This is a genomic window from Halorientalis brevis, from assembly GCF_042678165.1.
Classification (GTDB): domain Archaea; phylum Halobacteriota; class Halobacteria; order Halobacteriales; family Haloarculaceae; genus Halorientalis; species Halorientalis brevis.
The window spans coordinates 146,365-170,818 of the sequence record NZ_JBHUDJ010000003.1 but is presented as its reverse complement, the minus strand read 5'-3'; the positions used below and the strand labels follow the sequence as shown (position 1 = coordinate 170,818).

Genomic DNA, 24,454 nt, shown 5'->3' with positions numbered 1-24,454 from the left:
CGACTGCCTGCGGGACCTCGATCCCGCTCCGTTCGCGCGGATGCAGGTGGTCAGTACAGCCACCATTTTTATCGTCGAGTTACCCTCGCTCCACCCAGTCGCGTGAACCGCGCTTTTTTGACCCAGATTGTTTGTCCCGTGGGAGAGATCAACAAGGGGCGGAGACAGTATCACCGTGGACTCGTCGTACGCGTTCGTTCGTAACGAAGTACCGTGCGTCCGTCCCGCCATCGACCGAATCCTCCTCAAATCCGTACCAATATGGGTGGGAAACGTTCACGTAGACGCCATCGGCGGTGCCGCCGGTGATCGTCGCCGATTTAGAGTACGTCCCTCCCCATGCACCCCAGCTGTCGAGACACGAGGCGTTCTGTAGCCGCTCGACGATGTACTGTTTTTCCGCAGCGGGCGCCCGTCCCGTCGCGTTCGGTATATGAGGCGTCGAATCCGCTACCGGACTTGCCGTTGTGTCACTGTCAGAGATTGTCAAATTGGTTTCGGGAGTGTGGAGGCACCCTGCGAAACTCACAGAGATAATGAGAGCGAAAAGGAGGGCAGGACAAAGTTGTTGAGTGGCTTTCATATCCTCGCCTACCGCGTTCTGTACCAATAAAGACACTGAGAGAACGACTGTGTAGTGCCTGGGAACGAAGTACGGGAGTGGGACGAGCCTGGTCAGTGGTGATCGAAAACGAGACTGAAGCGAGTAGGTTCAGAATGGCTGCCAGCGGACCACCAGTTCCACGGAGTTGACGACAGGCAGCGGACGATACGACAACTGGCGATCAACGACTCCAGGCGGCGCGCTACTCCCCGTCGTCGAGGTGCATCGCGTCGAAGAACCGGCTCGTGACGCGCCGAGAGACCAGCGGCAGGAGTTCCGGTTCGTCCTCGCCGCGGTCCCCGAACAGTCCGAGCGGGATCTGGCCGCCGGCCATGTCGTTGTGGCCGCCGACCTGGCCGACGTCCTGGAACGCCTCCCTGAGCGAGTCTGCGATGTCGACGCGGGTGTCGATCGACCGCGCGCTCAACCGAACGGTGTCGGAAACGAGACCGAACACCAGCACCGTCGTGATCCCTTCCAGATTGAGGAGGTAATCGGCCGCCTGGGGGATGGCCCCGCTCTCGCCCGTCCGCCCGACCGTCGCGACGAGGCTCGACCCGCGGACGTTGCGGCTCTGGATCGCCGTCCCGATGGCGTCGAGCATCGCTGGCGTGAACGACGAGCCGTACATCTCCTCGACGAGCGGCACGTCGGCCCGCTGGAAGACCGTCAGCGCCGCCTGGTACTCGTCGATGGTCGGATGGCGGACGTAGTCCAGCCGCTCGCGATGGAGCGCGAACAGGAGCGCCGACGCCACCGAGTCCGAGATCTCCACGTTGCTCTCTTCGAGGTAGCCGACGAGGATCGACGACGTCGCGCCGCAGTTCACGCGAACGTCCTCGTAGTCCGCATCGAGCGGGTCCGGATAGTCGTGGTGGTCGATGACGATGTCGACCCTCGTCCCGACGGGGACGCTGTTGTTGACGCCGGGCACCGAATGATCGACGAAGGCGATCCGCTCGAAGGCGTCGAGATCGACGTCGTCGAGATGTTGCAGGTCCAGGTCGAGCAGGTTGACGAACGCCCGGTTCTGTTGGTGGGTGATCGAGCCGCCGTAGACGATCTCGACCTCGGAGACGTCCCAGGCCGACGCGAGCAGTTCCAGGGCGAGCGCGCTCGCGATCGAATCCGGGTCCGGGTTGTCGTGGCAGACGATCCCCAGCGAGTCCGTCTCCGAGAGAATGTCCGTCAACTCCTCGAGCCGCGTCATCGCTGGACGCCGCCGGTCGCTCGACTCGTCTGCGCCTGGACACGCGTCCCGGCCGTCCCGGGTGGCGAGAGTGCCATGGTATCACACGGCAGTCTCAGCGGTAAAAGCGTCTTCGCAGGATAACTACCGCTCGCTTACGACGTTCTCCTTCCCTGCCCAGGCAGGGCCGTCAGACGGCCGCAGGGCCGTCCGTGGAGGACGGGAGTCTCAGGCCTCGACGGCGAGACCGGCCTCACGAGCAGCCTCCTCAGCGGAGGCGTCGTCGTGGATGACAGCTGCGACGCCCTGGGTGATCGCTTCGGGATCGTCGTGCTGGAAGATCGAGCGACCCATCGAGACGCCGGCCGCACCCGCGTCCATCGCGCCGCGGACCATCTCCAGGGTCTCCTGGTCCGTTCCTTTGCTACCGCCGGCGATGACGACCGGCAGGCTCGTCGACTCGACGACGTGCTGGAAGGTCTCTGCGTCGCCGGTGTAGCCGGTCTTGACGACGTCCGCACCGAGTTCCTCGGCCAGGCGGACGGCGTGACCGGCAGCCTCGTTGTAGTCGGGGTCGTCCGGGTCGATGTCCGGCCCGCGCGCGTAGGCCATCGCCAGGACGGGCATCCCGTAGCGGTCGGCCTCGGTCGTCACCTCGGCGAGGTCTTCGATCTGCTTGGGTTCGTACGTGGAGCCGACGTTGATGTGGAAAGAGACGGCGTCGGCACCGACGCGGATGGCGTCCTCGACGGTGCCAGTCATGCGCTTGTCGTTCTCGTCCGGGCCGATGGCCGTCGAGCCGTTGAGGTGGACGATGTACCCCGCGTCGTTTTTGTTGCCGTGAACGCGACCCGCGATGCCCTTCTGGGTCAGAATAGAATCAGCGCCGCCCCGCGTGATCGCGTCGATCGTCGATTCGATGTCCTTGAGGCCCTTGACAGCCCCCAGTGTGATGCCGTGGTCCATCGGGACGACGAGATACCGTCCCTCTGTCCCGATCCGGTCCAGGCGTGCAGCTTTCCCGGTACTCATGGTATGAAATCCTGTAGCAAGTAACGGTTATGTGCGTTCCGGTCCCGGCCCGGGTTCGGCGACCGCGCCGGACCAGACGTCCGCCCATCTCGTAGCGTTTTTCATACCGCTCACAGGACTGTCCTACGTGCTCCGATCGCTCTGGGCCCCCGTCGATCGAGCGAAGTCGCAGGTGCTCGACGACCTGCGGGCCGACCCCCAGCTCCGTTACCTCCTCCTGTTCGCCGCGGTGCTGGCGGGCTTCTGGCTCTGGCACCGCCTCCCGAACTTCGCGACGCGCGACGAGCGGTGGCGGGTCCTCGACCCGATCCAGCCCGTCGGCTTCCTGCTCGAAGACTTCCGAATCGAGTCGATACGGGACGGCGTCACCTACTGGCGCAGCTACGGCGGCACGTTCTACCTCTACGGCCTCGTGTTCGTGCCGATCGTCGCGTTCCTGATCGGCACCGGCGACTCGTCGGTTCTCGTCGAGATGGGCAACTACGCCATCGGCGACCTCTGGGGCGACTGGCAGGCCGTTCCGGGCTGGGTCTGGACGGCGACGGTCCTGGCCGCACGAGTCGTCAACGTCCTGTTCGCCGTCGGCTCCGTCTACGTGATCTACCGGCTCGGGACGACGGTCCGCGACCGCGCGACCGGGCGCCTCGCGGCGCTCCTGTTGAGCCTGACCTGGGGTCTGCTCGTCCTGGCGCACGAGGCCGGCGAGGACGTCCCAGCGCTGTTTTTCTTCCTGCTCGCGGTGTACCTCGCGGTCGAGTACGTCGAGACCGGTTCGCGCCGAACGTTCTTCTGGGGCTGTCTCTTCGGGGGATTCGCGACCGGGCTCAAGTTCAACGCGGGCGTCAGCGCGCTGGTGCTCGGCGTGGCGTACCTATCGCACGCCCGCCAGACCGACGCGTCGTGGCGCGAAACGCTCGTCCAGCCGCGGTTTCTCGTGACGGGGGCCGCCATCGGCGCCGTCACCATCGGTCTCAGCTACCCCCAGCTGCTCGTCTTCGCACCCGAGTACATCGGGGGCCGTCTCAGCCGCGGCGTCGCCTCGAAAGGCGACCCGCACGGCTGGCTCGTCCAGCCGAGCTGGTGGTGGCTCGTCCGCGGCTATCTCAACGGGCTCGGACTCCCCTTCGCGGTCGCGTCGGTCGGCGGCGTACTGGGGAGCCTCGCCTGGGCCCGCGAGTCCTCCCGCGTCGGCGATCTCAGCCGATTGTCGCTGATCGCGCTGGGAGTGACGCTCCTCGTGTATTCCCGGTGGGCGTACGTCCGCACGCACCACCTGCTGCTCACCTTCCCGTTGCTCGCGCTGCTGGTCGCCGTCGGGAGTCGGCGCCTGCAGGACCGCCGGCCGAGAGTTGCGACGGTGCTCGTCGGTCTACTGCTCGTCTCGACGGGTGCCTACGCGATCGGCGGCGACCTAGGCTACGCGGCGCAGGGCCGTGACCAGGCGACCCAGTGGCTGGACAACCACGCGCCGCCGAACGCAACCATCGAAACCTACGCCAGGGACCCGCAGGACGCAGCAGTGCCTCACGACCGCACGGTCGTCAAGCCGCCCGTCCCGGAGGAGTTGCCCGCTCTCACCTCCAGGTGTCCCGACTACGTCGTGCTCAACTATCACCGCTCGCTGCTGTTCCTCGCACCCGAGAGCTACGGCATGCGCGCCGGGTCCCTCTCGGACCCGACCGGCAAAGAGTACGTGCGCGACCTCCTCGATGAGGACGAGTACCCCTACGAAACTGCCGGGAAATTCGGTCGGCGCCCCCGGTTCCTTGACGGGAAGCCACCGCGGGACCCGTGGTGGCGACTGCTGCGCGTCGGCGTGCAGCCTCGAACCATCCAGTACGGCGACCCACAGGACATGGGCGTCGATCAGTACACGATCGTCCTCGAACGGAGCGGCGCGTGTGAGAAGTCCACGTCAAGCGGCACCTCGGAGTGATCACTTGTAGCCGAGGTCTTTGAGCAGGCCGTCGATCTCTAGCTTCTCGCCGTCTCGTTCGCCTTCCTCGGGCAGTCGTGCCCGGAGCCGGGTCGCGATCCGGTCGTCCTCGATCGGATCGAGTTCCAGCGGATCCGCGTCCAGGTCGTACAGTTCGTCGTCCCACTCGCGGTTGGGATACTCGACGTACTTGTATCCGCCACGTCGGATCGCTCGCTGCCAGTTCGCCTCGCGCAGGAGCGACTTCCCGCAGGCGCGGACGTACGCGTCCCGGTCTTCGACCCGCCCGGGCGGGAGGAGCGACTCACCGTCGACCGACGCTTCGGGGTCCACGTCCAGCAGGTCCAGCAGCGTCGGCATGACGTCGATCTGTCTGACCTGCGCGTCGACGGTCGCGGCGTCGACGCCGGGACCCGCGAGCACGAAGGGGACGTTCGACGTGAAGTCGAAGACGTTCTCACCGTGTCCGTCTTCCATGAAGTGGTCGGGGATCGGCGGCTCGCGGTCGAACCGACGCTTGAGACGGCGTTCGAGCGGTCGCGTGTCCACGCCCAGGCCGTACCGCAGTCCGGTTCGGAAGAGTTTCGTAACCCAATGGAGGGAGCTGTCGCGGTAGGCGATCGCTTCCCCGTGGTCGCCGTGGAGCGCCACGATCGTGTCCTCGGGCAGCCGATCACAGAGGCGTTCGAGGGACCGATCCAGCGCCGAGAGCGTGCGGGCGTACGGATACTGCCCGTATTCCGGGTCGTCGTATTCGTCGGGAACGCGCACCGGGTCGTGAATCTCCCAGAGGTGGAGGTAACAGAAGAACGGGTCGTCGAGGCCGTCGAGGTGCGCCACGGCGTCGTCGAACCAGTCGCCGACGAGTTCCTCGCGGCGGTCCCGGTACGCGTAGGTGTCGAACCCGCGGTCGAGATCCGTGTCGGCGACGAGCGGGCCGGTGACGAGCGCCGTCGTCTCGTAGCCAGCCGCCGAGAGGTGTTCGGCCAGCGTGGGCACCGACTCGTCGAGTTTGGCCTCTTCGAGCGAGTACACGCCGTTGTGCTCGGAGTAGCGCCCGGTCATGAGGCTCGCCACGCAGGGCGTGGTCGTCGTCGCGGTCGCGTACATGTCCGTGTACGCGATCCCGTCGTCGACGAGACCGTCGAGAAACGGCGTGTCGGCGTGCTCGGACCCCACGAAATCCTCGCGCAGGCAGTCGACGCAGACGAACAGGAGGTTCGGTCCCATCATCCTGCGTCCGTGTAGCCGAGGTCTCGGAGCTGTTTCTGCACGTCGTCGGAGACGTCCGCGCTCTCGACGGACGCGGACTGATCGCCCTCGGTCATGGTCACGTCGGCGTCGCGGGCAACGAGCTTGCGCTCGAAGTCCTGCCAGGCGACGGTCGCGGTGTCGTGCCACGGTGCGACGGTGAGCGCTTCGTCAGTCGTCGTCGTCCGGAGGTCGTTGCCCTGCCACTCCTCGGGCGCGTCGACGTCGACCGCGCCCGCGAGCGTGGGCGCGAGGTCCAGCAGGCTACAGCGGTCGCCGACCGGTTCGACGCCGCGCAGAACGACCGGGACGCGAACGAGCGTGTCGGCGACCCGGCGGCGGTACCCCTGGTGGTAGTAGTAGCCGTCCTCGCCGAACTCCTCGCCGTGGTCGGCGGTGAAGGCGAAGACCGGGTCGTCGGCGTCGATCTCGGCGAGCAAGCGTCGCGTCCGGTCGTCGACGCGGCCGAGCGCGACGCGATACGCGTCCGTGATGCGCTCGCGCTCGCGCTCGGTGACCTCCGAAGAACCGAACCAGTGACGCCCGCCTGCGGCCTCGGCTTTCCGGTCGAGCGGCTTGGGAATGGCCTCGTCGCCGGTGCCGTACGGACGGTGGCTTCCCATCTGGTGGATCCACAGGAATCGCGGCGACTCGGCGGCGTTGAACCGCTCGATCGCCTCGTCGACGACGGTGCCGTCGTCGGGCAGGTCCGCCATGTTCGCCTCCATCGGATACAGGCGGCGGTACACCTGCCTGACGATGTCGAAGGAGCCGAGATACTCGCGGAAGCGGCTGCGCCGGTTCCGGGCCGGGTTGTCCCCGCCGCCGGTCATGTAGTTGTCGTAGTGGTCGAAGCCGGCGTCGAAGTCGAACGTGGGATCGGCCTGGGCGGTCGGCACGAGCCCGATCGTCGTATAGCCGGCGTCCGCGAGCACGTCCGCGAGCGTCGGTCGGAGGGCTTTCGACTCGACGGACGCACGGAGTCGCGAGGACTGGAGGGTCGCCAGGCTCGGCCGCGTGTAGTGGCCAGCCGCCACGCCGGTCAACACGTCGTGGTCGCTGACGAACGGCATCGCGTCGACGAAGTCGCGCCGAACCGAGTCGGCAGTGACGAGAACGATGTCCCGCATACAGGTCTTGGACGGCGGTTTCGCGTACTCACATACAATAACTTCGATACCGACGCCGCCCGGATTCCGATAGTCTTACCGATTCGCTTACCAAAGCCGCCACCGAACCGATGCGAGGGACAGCCTGAATGGCCGACGGAAAACGAGCGACCGCCGTTCGGATCGGACAGTACCTCCTCGCCCTGGGCGCGCTGGCGTGGCTCGCTCACGAATTCGATCTCCGGAGCGCCGGGCGAGCCCTGCTCTCGCTCGACCCGCTCGTTCTCGCGGCCATCGGCGGCCTGACCGCCGCGGAGTTCGCGTCCCGGTTCGGCATGTGGTACGCGCTGCTCCGCGAGCGCTGGCACACGTCGTTCGGAACCGTCGCGCGCGTCGACCTCGTCATCAAGTTCATCAATCACGTCATACCTTCGAAGGCAGCTGGGCACTCAGTCGCGCCGGTAGTGTTGCGCTACTACACGTCGCTCTCGTGGACGGAAGCCGCCACGATCGCCGGCCTCAATACCGGTCTGTATGGATTCCTCTACGGGACGGTCGCGGCCGCGGGCCTCGCACTGATCGCGGGTGCTCTCCCACACGCCCTGCTGGTCGTCCTGGTCCCGTCCATCGCGGTCTATCTCGTCGCGGGCACCCTGATCCTCCTCACCGGCCGGAACCTCGAACGGACGACGGGTCCCATCGGCCGGCTGGAGTCGGTGATAGGCCGACTGCCGGTCGTCGGTGACCGCATCGCTGGCCTCCTCTCCGCAGCGCCGTCGTTCACGACGGAGTCGGCGAGCCTCTTTCGGGCCGTGACCGGTCGCCCCTCCGCCGTCGTCCCGTACGCAATCGCGTGGTCCGGAACGATAGTCGTCGTTCCCGGACTCCGAACGATCCTGTTGCTCACTGCCGTCGGTGGGACGGTCGCGCCGCTGTGGGTCGTCCCGTTCGCGCTGGTGGTGGCCTACAGCGTCACGATCCTCCCCATCACACCTGGCGGCGTGGGGATCACCGAAGTGTCGGCGACGCTCGTGTTCGTCGCGCTCGGCGTCCCGGAAGAAACTGCAGTGGTGGTCATTCTGCTCGACCGGTCGCTCGGGGTCTATCTCCCCGCGCTGCTGGGCTGGCTCCCCGCCGCCAGAGTCGACCTCGCCGGGCTGTTAACTGACGAGTGACGGATTACTCCATGTAGCCGAGTTGCTGGAGGCGATCCGACACCGCGTCGGCGGTCTCCCGCCCGACGGCCTCGTCGATGGTGATCGGGTCACGCTCCTCCCAGTCGCGGTCGCCCGCGAGGATCGGCAGCACGTCGCCGTGCATGTCGGTCGGCACGTCACACCCGGCGGCGGCCAGCAGCGTCGGGGCGATGTCGGTGATCGAGATGCGATCGATCTCGCCCTGGGACTCGAAGTCGGGGCCGGTGGCCAGGAACATCCCGCTCCGGGTGTTCTCGGCGGCCCAGCGGTCGGGCGCAGTCGTCACCTCGCCGCCGCCGATGCCGTCGTTGACGTGGACGCCCGGGCGCTGGTCGACGACCACCTCGGGACCCTCATCGACGAACGGGCCGGCGTACACGTCCTCGCCGCGGTGGACACCCGTGAAGACCGGCCCGTGCTCGTCGGTCGCCGACTCGAGGTCGGCGATCAGTTCCTCCCGGACTGCGTCGGTATCGAAGTCGGGATTGAGGTAGATCGGTCCCTGCGAACTCGCGACGGCTTTCGTCCGGTCGAGGTCGAGCGCTTCGAGTTTCCGTCCGCGTTTGAGGCCGGCCTGCTGGGGAACGAGTTGCTGGAGGCGCTCGGGGATCGTCTCGGCGAGGAGGTCGACGACGCCGAGACGTTTGGCGACCCCGAGGGCGTTCTCGCGCGTGAGGCCGAGCGGCCGGAGGTAGTCCTCGACGGTTCGCTCCCGGGTCTGGTAGCCGTTCTCGGCCAGCCACTCGTTGACGTAGAATTCCGTCGTCGTCGCGGCGCTCCCGTGGTCGGACATGAGCACGAGATTCGTGTCCTCTAGGTCCTGAATGCGGCCGAGCCACTTGTCGACGCACTGCCAGCCGCGACGGGTCGGCTCCTCGTCCCAGAAGAAGTGGTGCAACACGTTGAGATAGAACAGCGTCAGGTGGACGAAGTCCAGGTCGCGCTCCTCGAACAGCGAGAGCGCGGCCTCGAACCTGGTGTCGAACAGGTCGACGATGGCGTCGACTTCCGCGCCGCGCTCGTCGTTCGAGGAGAGGAGCGGGTCCGGGTGGACGCGGTAGTCGAAGCGGTCTTCGAGTTCCGCTTCCAGGTCGGGCGGCCAGGTGTAGCCCGAATCGAGCGAGCGGTACTCGCCCTCCACGGCCCCCGGGCCGCCGGAGACGACGAACCCGTCGATCTCCCGGGGCGGGTACATCGTCGGCATGTTGACGACCCCCACGTCCCGTCCTTCGTCGCCGAGGTAGTCCCAGAGTTCGGCGGTGTGAAAGTCGCTGCTGTCGACGACGTCGATCCGTTCCTCGGCGAGGTCGACGGACTCGAACCAGAAGACGCCGAACCCGCCCGGGTCCTTCCCCGACGAGTAACACTTCCAGTTGGGAAACGTCACCGGGGGGAGACAGCTCTGACTCTCGGCCCACGTCCCGCGCTCGCGGAGCTCGGCCAGGTTCGGCAGCGTGCCGTCCTCGATCCAGGGATCGAGCAACCGCCAGCTCGCTCCGTCCAGCCCGACGACGAACGTTCGGCTCACGTCTCCAGGGTTCGCCGTGGGTCTCAATAGTCCTTCGACTTCGGCGACTCGGCGGTCCCCTCGACGACCGACTGCGCGGTGACGAACGCGAAGTCGGCCGAAAGCAGGCGGTCGAGCGCCCGCCACATCCACTCGCCCGACCGGAAATAGATCCGTCGCGGCACCCCCTCGATGGCTGGCAGGTCACAGAACTCCCAGGGGTGGACGTAGAGGACGGGCGTGATTCCTCGGCGCGCGAGCAGTCGCATGCCCAAAAGCGTGTAGTGGACGCCGAAGAACCGCAACCACGTCCCGGTCAGCGGCAGCCCCAGCCCCGGCATGACGGCCACCGGTAGCTCGCCGATCGCGTCCGGGGCACCCGCGACGACGTCGCTGGCCCGACAGGGCCGGTGGACCGACCACTCGCCGCCGTACCAGCCAGGGATCGACCGACAGGAGACGACGCTGGAATCGTAGCTGTAGCCGGCGGCGGCGAGTTCCGCGAAGTGCCCGTCGGGAACGTCGAACGACGGCGCACGGAATCCCGAGACCGTCGCGCCGGTGACCTCTTCGAGCGTTTTGCGCGAGGTTTCGAGTTCCTCGCGGCGCTCGCCCGCCGAGAGGTCCGTGAGGTGGGGATGAGTCTGCGTGTGGGAAGCGATCTCGTGGCCGGCGTCGGCGACGCGCCGAACCCGGTCGGGGTGGCGCTCCGCGAGGTCTGCGACGACGAAAAACGTCGTATCGGCGTCGTGAGCGTCGAACCGGTCGAGCAGTCGCCCGACGACGTCACTTCCGAGGTCCTGGCTGTCGGGGTGGGACCCCGCTGCGTTCCGGTAGGCCGGGGTCTGGGCGAACGACTCGAAATCGACGGAGAGGACGGCCTGTGGCGAGGTCATGTGTCTTACAGAGGAGTGTCACCGCCCAGCGAGTGCGGTTCGCGGGCTGGCGAGACAGTCGGTAGTTGTGACTGGGGAGAAGGCACAACGCATATAGTTGTTGTCTTGAAACCGATGGCCTGAATGCAGCTCACCGGGTGGACGTTGCAGGCGACGGGACTCGACAGCACGACGCTCACGGGCGTGCTCGTGGCGCTGTCGGTGCTGACGTTCCTGTGGGGTTTCAAGCGCTATCGAACGGGGTTCTCGAAGACCGAGTTCGGACTGGCGACGGCGCTGTCGATCGGGATCTTGCTCGTCGCCGTGGTCCCGGACCTGTTCGCGGCCCTCGGCACGGTGCTCCACATCGAGCGTCGGCCGCTGGTGATCGCGCTGATCGCGAACGTCGCCCTGGCCGCGCTGTTCCTGTATACGCTCGGGCGAACGCGCGATCAGGCGATGGCGCTCACCAGACTCACCCGGAATCTCACGCTCGAACAGGCGCCGACCGAAGCCGACGCGAACGAACCGACGATCACCGTCGTCATTCCGGCGTACAACGAAGCAGAGAACGTCGGTGACGTCGTCGAATCGCTCCCAGCGACGGTCTGCGACCACGCGATCGAGCCGCTCGTCGTGTCCGACGGCTCCGCCGACGCGACCGCGCAGCGAGCCGAGGCTGCCGGCGCAACGGTCGTCGAGCACCCGATCAACCAGGGGCAGGGCGGCGCACTGAAAACCGGCTTCGAGATCGCCCGACGGAACGGCGCCGACGTCGTCGTGACGATCGACGCCGACGGTCAACACCCGATCGACCAACTCGACGACCTCGTCTCGCCGATCATCGGCGGCGAGGCCGACTACGTCGTCGGCTCGCGGTATCTCGGGACCGACCAGTCGAACAACAGCGCCGTCCGTGGCGCCGGCATTCGCGTGTTCACGGCGCTCATTAACCTCATCGCCGATACCGACATCACCGACTGCACCAACGGGTTCCGGGCGATCCGCGGCTCGCGGCTCGACGACATGACCCTCGTCGAAGAACGCTTCAGCGCCCCCGAGATGCTCATCGAAGCCCGGAAGAACCAGCTCCGGATCCTCGAAATTCCGGTCACGATCACTCAGCGCCAGGAAGGCGAAACGAAGAAACCCCAGCTCGGGTACGCGATCGGCCTCGCGCGAACGATCTTCGTCACCTGGATCCGGTGACCGGGCTCAGGCCCCGTCAGCTTCTGCGGGCTCGCTGGCGCCGCGCAGCGCACCGTCTTTGAGTTCCCGCGCCTTCGCTTCGAGTCGGTCGGCCACGTCCGCGACGGGCTCGTCGTTCGCCGTCCCCTCGGCGACGATGTCGACGAGTGCCGAGCCGACGATGATGCCGTCCGCCCCCGCCCGGACGATCCGCGCCGCGTGGTCGCCTTCTTTGATCCCGAAGCCGACGGCCTTGGGCACGTCCCAGTCGTCGATCCGCGCCAGGCTCTCGTCGGTCTGATCGCTCACGTCGTCACGCGCGCCCGTCGTGCCGAGGCGTGCCTGCACGTAGACGTACCCGGACACCTGTTCCTGCATGCGTTCGAGGCGGTCGCCCCGAGTCGTCGGCGCGACGATGAAGACGAGGTCCAGGCCGAACTCGTCACAGGCCGCTCGCAGTGGCCCGGACTCTTCGGCCGGGAGATCGGGGACGACGAACCCCGTCAGTCCGACCTCGGCAGCCTTCTCGACGAACGGCCGCGGTCCCTCCTCCGATCCGTACTGGTAGATGAGGTTGTAGTAGGTCATACAGACGAGGGGGACGCCCACATCGAGGTCCTCGACGAACTCGAAAAAGCGGTCGGGCGTCATCCCGCTCTCCAGCGCGCGAACGATGGCGTTCTGGATCGTCGGCCCCTCCGCGATGGGTTCGGAAAAGGGCAGGCCGAGTTCGATGACGTCCGCGCCGCCGCGGGCCAGCGCCTCGACGTACTCCTTGGAGGCCTCGTAGTTCGGGTCGCCCGCCGCGAGATAGGGGATGAAGGCCGGTTCGTCCCGCTCGAAGACCGCCTGAAGCTGCTCGTTCTCGGCCATCTACATCGCCCCCTCGTCTCGCGGCTCATCGCCGCTCGACTTTTCGGCGGCCCGAGGGGCCGCCCCCTCGAATACCGACATATCGACGTCCACGTCCAGATCGCGCTGTTCGGTCTCCTCGATGACGGTTTCGAGGTCCTTGTCGCCGCGGCCGGAGACGTTCACGATGGTCACGTCGCCGACCTCGTCGGGGTGCTCGTGGAGGTAGCCGAAGGCGTGGGCCGTCTCCAGCGCCGGGATGATGCCCTCGTCCTGGGAGAGGCGGTGGAACGCCTCCAGTGCAGCGGCGTCGTCGACGTTCGCGGGCGTGACGCGGCCCTCGTCGACGAGGTGGGCGAGTTCCGGCCCGACGCCGGCGTAGTCAAGTCCCGCCGAGACGCTGTGAGACTCCATGATCTGGCCGTCCGAGTCCTGCAGGAGTTTCGTCCGCGCACCGTGGAGGACGCCCTCGTTCCCGGTCGACAGCGTCGCCGAGTTTGGCGCGACGCCTTGCTCCTCGTCCACCGAGAGCGAGGAACCGCCAGCTTCGACGGCGATGAGGTCCGTTTCCTCGTCGTCCACGAAGTTCGCGAACGCGCCCATGGTGTTCGAGCCGCCGCCCGCGCAGGCGACGACCGAATCCGGCAGTCGGCCAGCCCGGTCCTGTATCTGCTGACGGGCCTCCTCGGAAATCACCGACTGGAAGTCACGGACCATCCGGGGGAACGGGTCAGGGCCGACGACGGAACCGATGACGTAGTGGGTGTCCTCGACGGTCGTCGCCCAGTCGCGCATCGTCTCGCTGATGGCCTCTTTGAGCGTGCCGCGGCCGACGGTGACGGGATTGACCTCCGCGCCGTTGAGGCGCATCCGGAACACGTTGGGCCGCTGCCGGTTGATGTCGGTCTTGCCCATGTAGATCTCGCAGGGCATGTCGAGGTGGGCGGCCGCCATCGCCGTCGCGGTGCCGTGCTGGCCGGCCCCGGTCTCAGCGATGATGCGCTCTTTGCCCATGTACTTCGCGAGCAGCACCTGCCCGAGCGCGTTGTTCAGCTTGTGTGCGCCGCCGTGAACCAGGTCCTCGCGCTTGAGGTACACGTCGGTGTCGTACCGATCCGAGAGTTGCTCGGCGTACTGCAGCGGCGTGGTTCGACCACCGAAGTCCCGAAGACGGTCCTGGAACTCGTTCATGAAGCCGTCCTCGTTTTCCAGCACGTATCGCTCGTAGGCGTCTGTCAGCTCCTCGATCGCCGGCATCAACGCCTCGGGCACGTACTGACCGCCGTACCGCCCGAACTTCCCCGCGTGCGCGTCACTCATGTGTCTTCCACCTGGGACCCCGCGCGTGTCAGGCTTTCCGTATTCTCTCGCACTGACCCGTCCATGATCGCGCTCCCGACGAGCAGGCCGTCGGCGCCCGCCTCGCGCATGCGAACCACGTCGTCGGGCGTCGAGATGCCGCTCTCGGCGATCAGCGTCACGTCCTCGGGCACCGCGGGCGCGACCTCCTCGAACGTCGCGAGATCGACCTCCAGTTTCGTGAGGTCGCGGTTGTTCACGCCGACGACGGCCGCGCCGGCGTCGAGCGCGCGGGTCAGTTCGTCGCGGTCGTGAACCTCGACGAGCACCTGAAAGCCGCGGTCGCGTGCAGCGGCGAGCAGGTCCGCCAGGTCGTCGCCGACGAAGCGCGCGATCAGCAGGACGACGTCCGCTTCGACGGTGTCGAGCTGTTCCTCGCGCAGGACGAAGTCCTTCCGGAGCACGGGCACGTCCACGGCTTCTCGGATCTTCGTCAGGTTCTCCGGCGAACCACCGAAGTGCTCGGGTTCGGTCAGCACGGACAGCGCCGCCGCGCCGCCCTCGACCATCTGTTCGGCGAGCGCGACCGGGTCGTCGGTCCGTTCGCCCTCGGTCGTCGGACTCGTCGGTTTGACTTCCGCGATGACCGGCACGCGACCGTCGGCTTCGGCGTCTGCGAACGCCGCAGGCAGCGACTCCGCGTCGACTGCGACGCGCTCGTCGCCGCCACCGCGCTCCCGCGCAGCCGACAGAATCGACTGTACCGCTGGTGCGACTTCCTCACTAGCGTCCATTGATGTACATTAACTGACTGATTTGCACATAAGACTTGCGTCACGCGGCCGAGCCGACAGGAAGAGCCACCACCGGGACCGATCTGTCTCACCGACCGACAAGGAGACGACGCTGACCGTTCCCGAAGCCGCCGGCTGGTGCGGGTCGGTCACCCACGGGAGTTCTGCAGTTCGGTCACACCGACAGTAATATATTTCTAACTGATACTTCCCAGACATGGCACGTCGGCGCACCGTACTCCGGACGGCACTGGCAGCGACGACACTGGGGATCGCAGGATGCAACGCGCTCACACTCGGCCGAGAGGACGACGAGGACGTCGTAGAGGAGGAAACGGACACCGACGACGAAACGGAGAGTGACGAGAACGAGGACCACGAGAGCGTCGGCGAACAGCGGGGCGAACGAGTGATGAAGCAACTGCAGGTGCTCCAGGCCAGGGGGGTGAAGACGGCCGCGGACGGCGCAAGGGAAGTCGGCGGCGTGATGCTGATCGCAACGAAGGCACCGGGTGCCGAAGACATCGACCTGACCGGCATGACGTTTCAGTGGGTCGACGACACCGGCGCCTACGACGTCGTTCACGAAGCAGTCTACGACGAGCGCGCCGACGGCGCGTTCGCACACGAGGCGCTCACGGACGAAGACGACTCGCTCTCCGGCGAGGCGACGCCGACGATAACCAGTAGCGACGACCGGGTCATGATCGTGATCGACATCGGCGCTGCGGAGCCGGCTGACGGCAACCAGATCGCTGGCGCGTACGACACGTCGGGACGCGCACCCGCGACCATTCGCGAGGGCAAGGGCGGGCTCGCGGAAGGAGAGACGGCGTCGATTCGCATCACGACTGCGTCCGGGACGGCTTCGACGGTCCAGCTCGTCGTTCCGGAATCGCTGAGCGGTACGACGGCCGTTCGACTGTAACCCGCCGAAACCATAAAGGCCGCATCGACGGACTCATCGGTATGGACGACACCGCCGGCATCTACGCGCGCGAGGTCCCCTTTCTCGACCGCTACGTCCAACTCGGCATCGCCCAGGGTCGCGTCATCTCCGTCTCCTTTCCGGACGCGCCCGACGGAGACGCCGACGAGGAACACGAACTCCTCGACCGCATCGACGCCTACCTGGAGGGCGTCGAAGAGGACTTCACCGACATCACGGTCGCACTGACGGTTCCGACCGACCAGCGGAACGTGTTAGAGACGGTCCGCGGCATCCCCTACGGGTCACAGATCGGCGTCGAGAAGATCGCCCAGATGGCGGCCGGACTCGACCCCGAAGACGACGGAGACCGACGGCTCGTCCGGGAGGCGCTCCAGGCGAACCCGACCCCGCTCCTCATCCCGGACCACCGCGTTCGCGACGGGCCGAGCGCCGCGCCGGCCGACGTCGCCCAGAAGCTCCGGTCCGTGGAAGGCCTCTGACCACCCCGTGGCTATTTGTTACTCGTTCGTCAATTAGGCGTATGCCCTCTCTGAAAGTCGTCGAACAGGCGAGCGGTGCAGTGACCGACGAGTCAGGTCCCACAGAGACGGACGTGCTCGTCCTCGTTGGGGCCGACCGTGGGGGCGATCCGATAGTGAAACTCGAAGCCGCGTCCGACGACCGACCGGACGCGATCGAAGCGAGCCTGTCGCCAGCGCAGGTCGACGAACTCTGCGACGGCCTCAGAAGACTGCTCGGCGACTGACGCCGCGGTTCACTCGGACGATCGCTCCGGAGACGAGTTGTCTCTGCCGGCGACTTCCCGCTGGTAGAGATACGCCCCGAGCGCGATCAACAGCGCCACGTCGCCCGCTGGCTCCAGCAGTTCGAACGACGGCACGACGCGCAGCGCCGCGAGCCCGCTGTACCCGATCGCCAGTCCGGCGAGCAGGTAGCCCGCCGCCGCAACTCTGAGCAGTTCCGTACCCGTCCCCGTGACGGCGACGGCGAACCCGACGGCGACGAGCAGTACCGCGCCGACGAGGACCTGCGCAAGTGCGAACGCGGCCGCGCTTCCAGCGATCGCCCCGTACCCCATGAGTCCGGCGTACGCGAGCAGCGCGAGCACCAGAAACCCGACTCGCGTGCGCCGACTCGTGACCGCAGCGTGAACGTCCATATCCGTGCCTGACGGCCAGCGGGCTAAAGACGTTCGTTACTCACCGTTGAAAACGGAGACTGAGAACTGCGCCAGACGAGCGTCGCAAACTGGAGTGAACCTCACTCGCGACTTCGGCGCTCGTTGCGGGAACCACTCTCTGCTCACGGGCGGAAGGCTCGTTCGCATTAGTCGCAAAACCAGAACGAGGAACACGAGGTTTTGCGTCTGTCCTCAGGCGCTACAGATGTCGTGGAGGTCGTCGAGGGAGTCGATGTCCCAGGTGGGCCACACATTGAGATCCCAGTCGCTGCGGTGTGGACGACGAATGAATGCCGAGTCGATACCGGCGTTCTCGGCAGCCCTGATGTCAGACTCGTTGTCGCCGACGTACAGTGCAGACTCCGCATCGAGGTCGGCCAGCGCACGCTCGAGGTAGTGGGGATTCGGCTTTCGAAGGGTGAGGCTTTCGATGGTCGCCTCACGACCGTACGCAGTGTCGAACAGACCCGAGATCTCGAAGTGATCCAGGAGGAAATCGACCGTCTCCTGCTGGTTCGAACTCACGATCCCCATCGGGACGTCGAGGTCGGCGAGCGAGTCGAGATCCCCGTACGGGGTTTTCCGGCCGGCGCGAGCTTCTTCCTGCTGTGCCACGGACACCGTCCGATCACGAGTGCGCCAGAACTGCTCCGGTTCGAAATCGTAGACGTCACTGACGGTGGCGACCTCGCTGGGCGTTGCTCCAATGGTCATATCCTCGACGTGGTCGGGGTCCGGATCGGTCACACCGAACTGCGCGAACGTCTCTTCAGTAGCCTCCCGAAGGACGTCGAAGCGCGTTCGACCGACGAGGACACCGTCGTTGTCGAAAACGACGGTATCATAAGTCATATTTGTGATTGTGAGGTCAGTGTAATAAGGTTTTCAGTCGGGACATATTCAGCGAAAAACGGATTCTACGCTGCACGCATCCTGTGATCTCGCACGTCGTTCAACACGGATGACAGACAGGGAGGAAACCGATCGTGCGACATTGGCGATCGCTACTGAGCAACAACCGGACCGAACCGTGACTGGTCAGTCCGTCCTCGCCCAGTCGATCCCCAGCAGTTCGTGGACGGCGAACTCCAGGGCGTTCACGAGGTAGTGAGCGACGAACACGACCAGGAAACTCCCGGTGACGATGAACGCCCCGGCGAGCACGAATCCGAGGCCGCCGGTGACGACGATTCCCAGTCGGCCCTGAGCGCCATGCCCGAGTGCGAACGCGAGCGAGGAGACGACCGCCAGCACCCACGGTGAGGTGCCAAAGCCAGCCGTCGTCGCGCCGATGATCGCCGCCCGGAAGATGAACTCCTCGACCCCGGCGATGATCGGCAAGACGAGTCCGAACAGCGTCAGCCAGCCCAGCGCCGTGTCCGGCGCGAGCATGCTCCGGAGCCGCTCGTCGTACTCGACGCCCATGGCGTCCGCGCTGGCCGCGCCGAGTTCGTTGGCGACGTACAGCCCCACGCCGAGGGCGGTCCCGACGAGTAGCGCGGGCAGGCCAGTACTCATCTGTTCGCCGGTGATGCCGAACGCCCACGCCGGAATCTCCGTGTACCAGGCCGCCGCGAGCAGAAGACCACCGAACAGTCCCTGGGTGAACGCGACGTTGACCAGCAGCGCCCCCGTCGAGAGACTGCGCTCGTCGGCGCCGACGGGAGCGGCCTGCGTCCCGCCGTCAGCGCCGGCCGAGACGTGGTGGCCCTCGGCGTCGCCCGTGACCACCGGCTCGGAGAGCGTGTACTCGGCGTCGGTATCGAGGGGACACTCGAACGAGTCCTCGTCGGCGACCGACGCCAGTCGACCCGGCGGGTCGACGTCGTCGCGGACGGCAGACTGGGAGAGTCGAGCGAGCGCGAGTAAAAGGGTGAGAACGACGCCCGTCAAGCCGACGAACGTCGCCCAGTCGGGGGCGGACGAGCCCGCGTCCGCGACGCGAAGCGCGGACGTCGTCCACTCCGACACGGGTTACTGCGGGCTCGGGCTGCCGCTGCCCGCGCCGACCTGGCGCTCCAGCGCCGAGCCGGTGATGTTCTTGAGGCGATCGACCAGCGAGTCCTTCTCCGGTTCGCCCGAGAGGGAGACCTCCAGCACTTCGCTGATGTGGGAGACGGGGATGATCTCGATCATCTCCTCGTACTCCTCTTCGATCATGACGTCCTGCTCGTTGGCCTTCGGGATGATGACCTTGTCGAGGCCGGCCTTCGCGGCCGCCTCGATCTTGTGAGTCACACCGCCGACGGGCAGCACGTCGCCGCGGACCGACAGCGAACCGGTCATGGCGATGTTCTGTTCGACGGGCACGTCCTCCAGCGCGGAGATGACGGCCGTCGCGACGGTGATGGAGGCGGAGTCGCCGTCGACGCCGCCCTCACCGGCCTGGACGAACTGGATGTGCACGTCCCGTTCGGTGATGTCCTCGTCGGAGAACTTCTTGATGATGGCGGAGACGTTCTGGACTGCTTCCTGGGCCATCTCCTTCAGCTGGCCGGTGGCGATGACCTCGCCCGGCCCCTGAGAGGGCGTGACCTCGGCCATCACGGGCAGGACGATACCGGAGTCCTCGCCCATGACCGCCAGGCCGTTGACTCGACCCACGACGTCGCCCTGGGCGACGGTGAGTTCGTAGTCCTTCCGGCGCTCGATGTAGTTGTCCGCGAGTTGCTGCTCGATGGAGCGCGAGCGGCGCTTTGCCTGCAGCACGTCCTCGCGGTCGGTGAACTGCTTGTCCTCGGCGCGGGCGATGTCGCCAGCGACGCGGACGAGCCCGCCCAGGTCACGCAGTTTGAGGGTGAGGTGACCCTTCCGGCCGGCGCGGCGCCGGGCTTCGAGGATGACCTCTTCGACGGCCTCCTCGGTGAAGTGCGGGAGGCGGCCGTCTTTCTCGACTTCCTGGGCGACGAACCGGGCGTACTTCCGGCGCATCTCGGGTTCGTCCTCGATGGTGTCGTCCATGTACACCTCGTACCCGTACCCCTTGATGCGGGAGCGGAGCGCGGGGTGCATGTTCTCCATCGCGTCCAGGTTCCCGGCCGCGATGAAGATGAAGTCACAGGGGACGGGTTCGGTCTGGACCATCGCGCCCGAGGAGCGCTCGGACTGGCCCGTGATGGAGAACTTCCCTTCCTGGATGGCCGTCATCAGCTTCTGCTGTGAGCGGATGTCCAGGGTGTTGATCTCGTCGACGAACAGGACGCCCTTGTTGGCCTTGTGGATCGCGCCGGGCTCGACGCGGTCGTGGCTCGGCGTCTCCATCCCACCGGACTGGAACGGGTCGTGGCGAACGTCGCCCAGCAGCGCACCGGCGTGGGCGCCGGTGGCGTCCTCGAACGGAGCGGTCTTCTGCTCGGCGTTGTTGACGAGCAGGTTCGGGATCATCGCGTCGTTGCCCCGCGAACCGTAGCGGAACGCGAGGTAGATGACGCCGGCCGCCAGGATGCCCAGCAGCGGTTGCTGGACGATCAACAGGGCGTACCCGATGACGATCGCGATGATGATCCACATCAGGAAACTGCGCATCTGGTTGCGCTTGCGGGCTTCCTCCTTGTGGGCGTCGACGATCTGGTCACCTTTGCCGGCGGGGACCGTCCGCACTTTCGGCTCGTTGCCGTCGTCGGGGTTGTGATAGACGAGAACGTCTTGCAGCTCCTCTTTCGGGAGGAGCTGGCTCATCGCTTTGGCCAGCATGGACTTCCCGGTCCCGGGCGAACCGATCATCATCACGTGGCGGCGCTGCTTTGCCGCCTTCTTGACGATGTCCCGGGCGTGATCCTGGCCGATCACCTGATCGACCAGACGGTCGGGGACCTTGATGTCCTTGGTGGACTCGACCTCGAGCCCGCCCAGGAGGTCCTCTTCGGCGACCTCCTCGTTGACCTCGGCCTCGATCTCGACGTCACTACCGAGATCGTCGAGCGTTCCACGGTCGTCCGCGGGGACGCCCGCCTCCTCGTCTGTCTCGTCGCCAGTGTCGTCGACCAGCTCAGAGGCGTGGTCGTCGACGTCGTCGGCGACGTCCTCGGTGGAGTCACTCACCCCGTCCTGGGGGTCGTCGTCAGTGTCCGTATCGTTGCTCATAGAACCGTTGCTGTTGCCAAAACCGAAGGGCTGTCGACTGATATACTTTCTCCCCTCCAGGGACCAGAAGTGGCCAGAGAACCGCAAGACAGCGGCCCGACGATCGACTGGCAGGTCGGTGTCAACTCGTCGCCTTTATGAAACTGCTCGTTTACTATCCAGTATGACTCGGGGGTTCTACATCGGCCGCTTCCAACCGTATCACAGCGGCCACCACGCGCTCGTCGAACAGATCGCCGAAGAAGTAGACGAAGTCGTCGTCGGGATCGGCAGCGCGGGCGACTCACACACTGCGCGCGACCCGTTCACGGCCGGCGAGCGCGTGATGATGATTACGAAAGCGCTGGAGGCGCTCGATCTCACGTCCTACGTCGTGCCCATCGAGGACCTGAACCGCAACTCTGTCTGGGTGAGCCACGTCCAGAGCATGTCCCCACGGTTCGACGTCGCCTACTCGAACAACCCGCTCGTCATCCAGCTCTTCGAGGAGGCCGGCGTCGAGGTCAGACAGTCGAAGATGTTCAACCGGGAGGAGCTCAAGGGCAGCGAGATTCGCGAACGGATGATCGCCGGCGACGCCTGGGAGCCGTACGTTCCGGACGCCGTCGTCGACGTCATCCACGAGGTCGACGGCGTCGAACGCATCCAGCGCGTCAACAGCGTCGACGACGCCCCCACGGAATGATCACGCTCAGTTCCGACTTCGGGACGCCGTATCCCGCCGCGATGAAAGGCGTCATCCTCCAGGAGAGCGACGCCCGCCTCGTGGACGTTGCCCACGATTTCCCCCGACAGGACGTTCGAGCGAGCGCGTTCTGGCTCCGGGAAGTCCTCCCGCACTTTCCGCCCGCCGTCCACCTCGTCGTCGTCGACCCCGGCGTCGGCACGGACCGCGACGCCCTCGTGGTTCGGAGCGGCGACCACGCTCTCGTCGGCCCCGACAACGGCGTCCTGGTCCCGGTCGCCCGAGAACTGGGCCCGGACGAATCGTTCGAGGCGTTCACTATCGCGGTAGATGACCCCGCGAGTGCGACGTTCCACGGACGGGACGTCTTCGCGCCCGCGGCCGCGACGGTCCACGAGGCGGGCGTCGAATCGTTCGACGGCCTGGACGGCTTCGAAGCGACCGACGAGGTCGTCGACCTCGCGTTCCCGGCCCCCAGCGTCACCGCGGACGCGGCGAGCGGCGAGGTGTTGGTCGTCGACGGCTTCGGCAACGCGATCACGAACGTCCCCGGGAACGCCCTGACCGACCACTTCGGCACTCGGGTCACGGTAAACGACGAGTCGGTCCCGGCACGTCGGACGTACGCGGCCGTCGACCCGGGCGACCGTCTGGCCACCGTGGGCAGTCACGGCAACGTCGAACTTGCCGTCAACCAGGGCCGTGGGGACGAAGCGTTCGGCCTCGCCGCCGGAGACGAAGTCGTGCTGTCGCCGGATACGTAACGGGGTCAGGCCTGCTCTTCGACCGCAGCGAGCAGGTCTTCGAGCGCCTGGCGTGCGATCTGTTCTTTGATCTCGGTCCGAGTGCCGTCGAACTCGTAGCGTTCGACCGACGTCGTCGAGGACTGGGTGCCCCACTCGCCGGCGAAGGACACGCCGATGAACACCGTCCCGACCGGTTTCGCCTCGGTTCCGCCCTCCGGCCCCGCGATGCCGGTCGTCGAGACGCCCCAGGTCGTGCCTGCGGAATCCCTGACGCCCCGAGCCATCTGCCGGGCGACCGGTGCCGAGACGGCGCCATCCTCGTCGAGGACTTCACGGTTCACTGCCAGTAGTTGCAGTTTGGCGTCGTACGAGTACGTCGTCAGCGAGCGGTCGAAGTAGTCGGACGATCCTGGCACGTCGGTCAGCAGCGACCCGATGAGACCGCCGGTACAGGACTCGGCGACGGCGACCGTCGCGTCCGTCTTCCGGAGCGGGTCCCCGACCTGCTCTTCGATCGGTGGACTCGAAGCGAACTCGCGCATACCTCCCGTGCGCGCGTCTCGACAATCAAAGCGACGGTCGCAGTGAACCAGCAGAGATATACACGTTTCTGCACCCGTTTCATAGAGGTCGAGTTTTAGGCCACCCAAAAATCGACGGGTTTTTGTATTTTTAGGCGAGCCTAAAACCTGATGCGACCAAATCGACGTCAACTCCTCCGCTCGGCGGGTCTCGCGGCCGCCGCGGTGGGACTCGCGGGGTGTAACAGCACGACTGGGAACGAGAGTACGTCGCCGGGGACCGACACCCCCTCGGGGACGACGACCGACGACGATTCGTCCGAGAGCGCGTCCGTCTCCGTCGATGCGGCAGTCGCGGCCGAGTGGACCGCGATGCGGAGTCGCCTGGACGACGCGTACGCGCTCGGTCTGGCAGGACTGGGCGGCGAGGGAGCGAGCGTCGCCGGCCGCACGTTCGAGCGCTTCGAGAACGCCAGCGGCGAGTACGGCGCTCACGAATATCTCGAGCACACGAGCACTGCCAACTACGAGGGCTTCGAGACCGCTATCGTCGACCTGCAGGAGTCGCTCTCCGAGGGCGACGCGGAGGGTGCCGCCGAGGGGTGGCGCAGCGCTCACCAGCACCTCCGGGAAGCGCAGATCGCCGCCGTCGGCGAGTCCGGTGCGAACGCGCTCGGCGTCCTCCGCTTCGGCGCTGCCGTGAACAACGTCGAACTGCTGGCGGCTGCCGGGGAGTCCGAGGCAGCAGCCACGGTTGCAGGCGAAATCACGGCGTGGTGGCACGACGTCCCCGAGCACGACGCGATCGAAGCGGCCGATCACGAGGCCTACGGGAACCTCGAAGAGGCGATGGCGGCGGCACGGAGCGCGGCCCAGAACGGCGATCTGGCCGGCGTCCGGAGTGCGAGCGACGCCGCTGTCAACGCGACCGTGTCCGGCGCGGCGGCCATCGCGAACGAGAAACTGGCGAGCGCCGGCCACCTGGCTGCCTACCAGGCACAGGGCTGGGACGCCGCGGCGCTCGCGTCGCTCGGCGGTCCGTCGACGAACTACGCGCACGCGGCCGTCCTCAACAGCTACCGGACGCGAGTCTACGACGCCCACTGGCTCGCCGCGCGCGGCGCGGCCGACACTGCGCAGACGATGGTCGACGACGTCTTCGAGCACTTCGAGACGGACGAGCGGGGCTACCACGAAGCGCTCGAAGAGGCGAACGCCGAGGCCTACGAAGGGTTCGAGAGCGGTCTGAGCTCCACGTCGACGGCCGTCGGCAACGGCAACGCCTCGGGCGTCGACTCGGCGATCGAGACCGTCGACGACAACCTCGTGACCGGGATCGAGGCGCTCGCGGGCGCGACCGGCGCGACCCTCCTCCAGGCGTCGTTCTTCCGGTCGCGCATCGGCGACGCTCGGGAACTCTACCGGCTCGGGGCCACCGATGCCGCCGCCGGCGTT

Annotated in this window: 23 protein-coding genes; 9 read left to right on the top strand and 14 right to left on the bottom strand. The window is 66.6% G+C overall.

The features are described from left to right. Positions 1-806: 806 nt before the first annotated feature. Positions 807-1,814: a DHH family phosphoesterase gene (locus ACFR9U_RS07935; RefSeq protein ID WP_247375767.1), complete on the bottom strand. Its 1,008-nt coding sequence runs from the start codon at positions 1,812-1,814 to the stop codon at positions 807-809. A 207-nt stretch (positions 1,815-2,021) separates the two neighbouring features. After that, positions 2,022-2,825, bottom strand: coding sequence for a 2-amino-3,7-dideoxy-D-threo-hept-6-ulosonate synthase (locus ACFR9U_RS07930; protein ID WP_247375769.1), 804 nt, complete (start codon positions 2,823-2,825; stop codon positions 2,022-2,024). A gap of 127 nt (positions 2,826-2,952) precedes the next feature. Here ACFR9U_RS07930 and ACFR9U_RS07925 point away from each other — a divergent pair, with 127 nt between their 5' ends. Next, complete coding sequence (locus tag ACFR9U_RS07925) at positions 2,953-4,761, top strand: ArnT family glycosyltransferase (RefSeq protein WP_247375771.1); 1,809 nt, start codon at positions 2,953-2,955, stop codon at positions 4,759-4,761. Here ACFR9U_RS07925 and ACFR9U_RS07920 read toward each other — a convergent pair whose 3' ends face one another. Further along, entirely contained in the window at positions 4,762-5,991 is a 1,230-nt protein-coding gene (locus ACFR9U_RS07920; protein ID WP_247375772.1) for a sulfatase family protein, read from the bottom strand. Next, positions 5,991-7,142 carry a sulfatase-like hydrolase/transferase gene (locus ACFR9U_RS07915; protein ID WP_379814102.1) on the bottom strand — a complete coding sequence of 384 codons (1,152 nt, stop codon included), beginning with the start codon at positions 7,140-7,142 and terminating at the stop codon, positions 5,991-5,993. Before ACFR9U_RS07915 ends, ACFR9U_RS07920 begins: the two co-directional genes overlap by 1 nt. 128 nt (positions 7,143-7,270) lie before the next feature. Between ACFR9U_RS07915 and ACFR9U_RS07910 the strand changes: the two genes are divergently transcribed. Continuing rightward, on the top strand, positions 7,271-8,296 hold the full coding sequence (locus ACFR9U_RS07910) for a lysylphosphatidylglycerol synthase transmembrane domain-containing protein (protein ID WP_247375776.1): 1,026 nt from the start codon (positions 7,271-7,273) through the stop codon (positions 8,294-8,296). A gap of 4 nt (positions 8,297-8,300) precedes the next feature. Here ACFR9U_RS07910 and ACFR9U_RS07905 read toward each other — a convergent pair whose 3' ends face one another. After that, complete coding sequence (locus ACFR9U_RS07905; protein WP_247375778.1) at positions 8,301-9,845, bottom strand: alkaline phosphatase family protein; 1,545 nt, start codon at positions 9,843-9,845, stop codon at positions 8,301-8,303. 23 nt (positions 9,846-9,868) lie between these two features. Beyond that, positions 9,869-10,720 carry a polysaccharide deacetylase family protein gene (locus tag ACFR9U_RS07900; protein WP_247375780.1) on the bottom strand — a complete coding sequence of 284 codons (852 nt, stop codon included), beginning with the start codon at positions 10,718-10,720 and terminating at the stop codon, positions 9,869-9,871. Positions 10,721-10,843: 123 nt separating this feature from the next. Between ACFR9U_RS07900 and ACFR9U_RS07895 the strand changes: the two genes are divergently transcribed. Continuing rightward, positions 10,844-11,908, top strand: a complete 1,065-nt coding sequence (locus tag ACFR9U_RS07895) for a glycosyltransferase family 2 protein (RefSeq protein ID WP_247375781.1) — start codon at positions 10,844-10,846, stop codon at positions 11,906-11,908. A gap of 6 nt (positions 11,909-11,914) precedes the next feature. On the opposite strand, the gene trpA is transcribed toward ACFR9U_RS07895, so the two are convergent. Genes trpA through trpC form a run of 3 tightly spaced genes read right to left on the bottom strand, consistent with a single transcriptional unit; the run spans position 11,915 to position 14,832 of the window. Then, on the bottom strand, positions 11,915-12,760 hold the full coding sequence (gene trpA / locus ACFR9U_RS07890) for a tryptophan synthase subunit alpha (protein WP_247375783.1): 846 nt from the start codon (positions 12,758-12,760) through the stop codon (positions 11,915-11,917). Then, positions 12,761-14,059: a tryptophan synthase subunit beta gene (gene trpB, locus ACFR9U_RS07885; protein ID WP_247375785.1), complete on the bottom strand. Its 1,299-nt coding sequence runs from the start codon at positions 14,057-14,059 to the stop codon at positions 12,761-12,763. It lies immediately after the preceding gene. Beyond that, complete coding sequence (gene trpC / locus ACFR9U_RS07880) at positions 14,056-14,832, bottom strand: indole-3-glycerol phosphate synthase (RefSeq protein WP_247375787.1); 777 nt, start codon at positions 14,830-14,832, stop codon at positions 14,056-14,058. Before trpC ends, trpB begins: the two co-directional genes overlap by 4 nt. A gap of 217 nt (positions 14,833-15,049) precedes the next feature. Between trpC and ACFR9U_RS07875 the strand changes: the two genes are divergently transcribed. From ACFR9U_RS07875 to ACFR9U_RS07865, 3 genes are read left to right on the top strand one after another with little or no spacing between them, the layout of a single operon-like run. Further along, entirely contained in the window at positions 15,050-15,760 is a 711-nt protein-coding gene (locus ACFR9U_RS07875) for a hypothetical protein (protein ID WP_247375789.1), read from the top strand. A gap of 41 nt (positions 15,761-15,801) precedes the next feature. Further along, complete coding sequence (locus ACFR9U_RS07870) at positions 15,802-16,263, top strand: MGMT family protein (protein WP_247375791.1); 462 nt, start codon at positions 15,802-15,804, stop codon at positions 16,261-16,263. Positions 16,264-16,304: 41 nt separating this feature from the next. Beyond that, on the top strand, positions 16,305-16,529 hold the full coding sequence (locus ACFR9U_RS07865; protein ID WP_247375793.1) for a hypothetical protein: 225 nt from the start codon (positions 16,305-16,307) through the stop codon (positions 16,527-16,529). Positions 16,530-16,538: 9 nt separating this feature from the next. Here the strand turns inward: ACFR9U_RS07865 and ACFR9U_RS07860 are convergent, their stop codons facing one another. The 4 genes from ACFR9U_RS07860 to lonB form a co-directional block, all read right to left on the bottom strand. Then, positions 16,539-16,943 (bottom strand): hypothetical protein, encoded by a 405-nt coding sequence (locus ACFR9U_RS07860; RefSeq protein WP_247375795.1) that lies wholly within the window; start codon positions 16,941-16,943, stop codon positions 16,539-16,541. A gap of 213 nt (positions 16,944-17,156) precedes the next feature. Beyond that, positions 17,157-17,816 (bottom strand): HAD family hydrolase, encoded by a 660-nt coding sequence (locus tag ACFR9U_RS07855; RefSeq protein ID WP_247375797.1) that lies wholly within the window; start codon positions 17,814-17,816, stop codon positions 17,157-17,159. A gap of 186 nt (positions 17,817-18,002) precedes the next feature. Beyond that, positions 18,003-18,935 (bottom strand): CPBP family intramembrane glutamic endopeptidase, encoded by a 933-nt coding sequence (locus ACFR9U_RS07850; protein ID WP_247375799.1) that lies wholly within the window; start codon positions 18,933-18,935, stop codon positions 18,003-18,005. Positions 18,936-18,938: 3 nt separating this feature from the next. Continuing rightward, positions 18,939-21,047, bottom strand: a complete 2,109-nt coding sequence (gene lonB, locus ACFR9U_RS07845; protein ID WP_247375801.1) for an ATP-dependent protease LonB — start codon at positions 21,045-21,047, stop codon at positions 18,939-18,941. A gap of 163 nt (positions 21,048-21,210) precedes the next feature. On the opposite strand from lonB, the gene ACFR9U_RS07840 reads away from it, so the two are divergent. Both ACFR9U_RS07840 and ACFR9U_RS07835 read left to right on the top strand, forming a co-directional pair. Then, positions 21,211-21,732: a nicotinamide-nucleotide adenylyltransferase gene (locus tag ACFR9U_RS07840; protein WP_247375803.1), complete on the top strand. Its 522-nt coding sequence runs from the start codon at positions 21,211-21,213 to the stop codon at positions 21,730-21,732. Then, positions 21,729-22,496 (top strand): SAM hydrolase/SAM-dependent halogenase family protein, encoded by a 768-nt coding sequence (locus ACFR9U_RS07835; protein ID WP_247375805.1) that lies wholly within the window; start codon positions 21,729-21,731, stop codon positions 22,494-22,496. The genes ACFR9U_RS07840 and ACFR9U_RS07835 overlap by 4 nt, the downstream gene beginning before the upstream one ends. Positions 22,497-22,501: 5 nt before the next feature. Here ACFR9U_RS07835 and ACFR9U_RS07830 read toward each other — a convergent pair whose 3' ends face one another. Further along, positions 22,502-23,020: a CinA family protein gene (locus ACFR9U_RS07830; protein WP_247375807.1), complete on the bottom strand. Its 519-nt coding sequence runs from the start codon at positions 23,018-23,020 to the stop codon at positions 22,502-22,504. Positions 23,021-23,170: 150 nt separating this feature from the next. On the opposite strand from ACFR9U_RS07830, the gene ACFR9U_RS07825 reads away from it, so the two are divergent. Continuing rightward, on the top strand, positions 23,171-24,454 hold a 1,284-nt coding region (locus tag ACFR9U_RS07825; protein ID WP_379814094.1), incomplete at its 3' end, for a DUF5059 domain-containing protein.